Genomic DNA, 1,686 nt, shown 5'->3' on the forward strand with positions numbered 1-1,686 from the left:
AAAGAGAACGGGACATGGGACGCTCCACGGACGAGACGAAGCACTCGCCGGACGTGCGCGGTGGGTGCGCGGCGACGCGGCAGTGCGCGAAGGGAAGACACCTTCCGGTCGTGGAGCCGCAGCACGGCGTCGCGTCCGTCGGCGACGGGCACGCCTGTGTGCAGGCCTGTGGGGGGACCGGCAAAGAAACGCGAGGGCAGACCGGAACGCGTTGCGCGGCGCCGAGGCGCACGCCATCGCCGCAGCGGATGGGCCGCGCAACTGCGCGGCCCATCGAGCTGGAGGCAACCCGTGCGGGTCAGCCCACCTTGCCGAGGCCGGCGGCGGCCATCGCCGCGGCGATCTCCTTGTCGGCGCCCTCGGCCAGCGGCAGCAGCGGCGAACGCACCGTGGCGTGGTCGAGCAGGCCGCGCGCGACCAGCGCCCACTTCAGCGCCACCGAGCCTTCCATGTGCGAGCCGCGGTGATAGACGCTCTTGGTCACCGGCAGCAGGCGGTCGTGCAGTGCGCGCGCCTTGGCGTAGTCCTTGGCCTTGCCCGCGGCGATCATCTCCAGCAGCGGCTCCGGGGCGATGCAGCCGTAGCCCACCAGCGCGCCATCCACGTCGAACATGGTGTGCAGCAGATACTCGTCGTGGCAGGTCAGCACCGGCACGTGCGGGCGCTCCTTGCGGAACACCGGGATCTCGGTGTCCCAGCGCTTCATGTTGCGCACGCCGTTCTTCATCGCGACCACGCCCGGCAGCGCGGCGATCTCCAGCAACGTCTCCAGGTCGTAGGTGGCCTTGGTCGCGTCCGGGTACTGGAACAGGATCATCGGCAGCCCGCTGGCCTCGTGGATGGCCTTGTAGCGGTCCTGCGGCGCGCCCTTCTGGTAGCCGAAGCGCAGCCAGCCGTGCGACGGATAGATCAGGCCGGCGGAGGCGCCGGCGGCGACCGCGCGCTTGGCTTCGTCGGCGGCGACGCGGGTGCCTTCCAGGGTGATGCCGGCGATGATCGGGATGCGGCCGTCGACGGCGTCGCGGAAGGCGGTGATCACCTTGGCCTGTTCGTCGCGCTCCAGGAACGTGCCTTCGCCGGCGTGGCCGAGCACGGTCAGGCCCTTGACCCCGTCGATGCCGCCGAGCCAGGCGCCGATGCGCTTGATCGCGGGATAGTCGACGGCGCCGTCGCGGGTGAACGGGGTGACCGGGGCGGGGACCAGGCCTTTCAGGTCGATGGTGCTCATGCTCATTTCCTCTTCTTTGGATCAACGGGGGATGGAATCGAACGCGGGGTCCGACGGGGGTGGTGCGGAGGTGTGGCGCGATGCGCCGGCGGCAGTGCCGGCGCTGCGTTCAGGGCGACAGCTGTTCCAGCGATTTGCCCTTGGTTTCCAGGGCGAAGCGCCAGGTCACGACGGCGCCGACCAGCAGCACGGCAGCGAAGGCGGCGAACACGTAGCGGATGCCGAGTCCGGCGATCACCGCGCCGACCAGCAGCGGCCCGCAGGCCGAGCCCAGGCGCAGCCAGGCGCTGCCCAGTCCGGTGCCGATGGCGCGGATGCGGGTGGGGTAGAGCTCGGCCGAATACAGGTACAGCGAGAAGGTGATGGTCTGCACCGCGGCATAGCCCAGCGCCGCGAACACCAGCACCTGCGGCGCCGAGGTGCCGCCGAGCGCCGCCAGCGCCAGCAGCGGCAGGCCG

General features: G+C 71.0%; 2 protein-coding genes. Both read right to left on the reverse strand.

Features of this window, described 5'->3' with window-relative positions:
* Positions 1-298 precede the first annotated feature (298 nt).
* The gene (locus D183_RS0117300; protein WP_026144587.1) at positions 299-1,228 is read right to left on the reverse strand and encodes a dihydrodipicolinate synthase family protein; all 930 of its coding nucleotides are present in this window, start codon (positions 1,226-1,228) and stop codon (positions 299-301) included.
* Positions 1,229-1,337: 109 nt separating this feature from the next.
* Positions 1,338-1,686 (reverse strand): MFS transporter (locus tag D183_RS25105; RefSeq protein WP_039728359.1); only part of this gene is annotated, 349 nt, incomplete at its 5' end.

This window comes from Xanthomonas sp. SHU 199, assembly GCF_000364665.1.
Taxonomy (GTDB): Bacteria; Pseudomonadota; Gammaproteobacteria; order Xanthomonadales; family Xanthomonadaceae; genus Xanthomonas_A; species Xanthomonas_A sontii.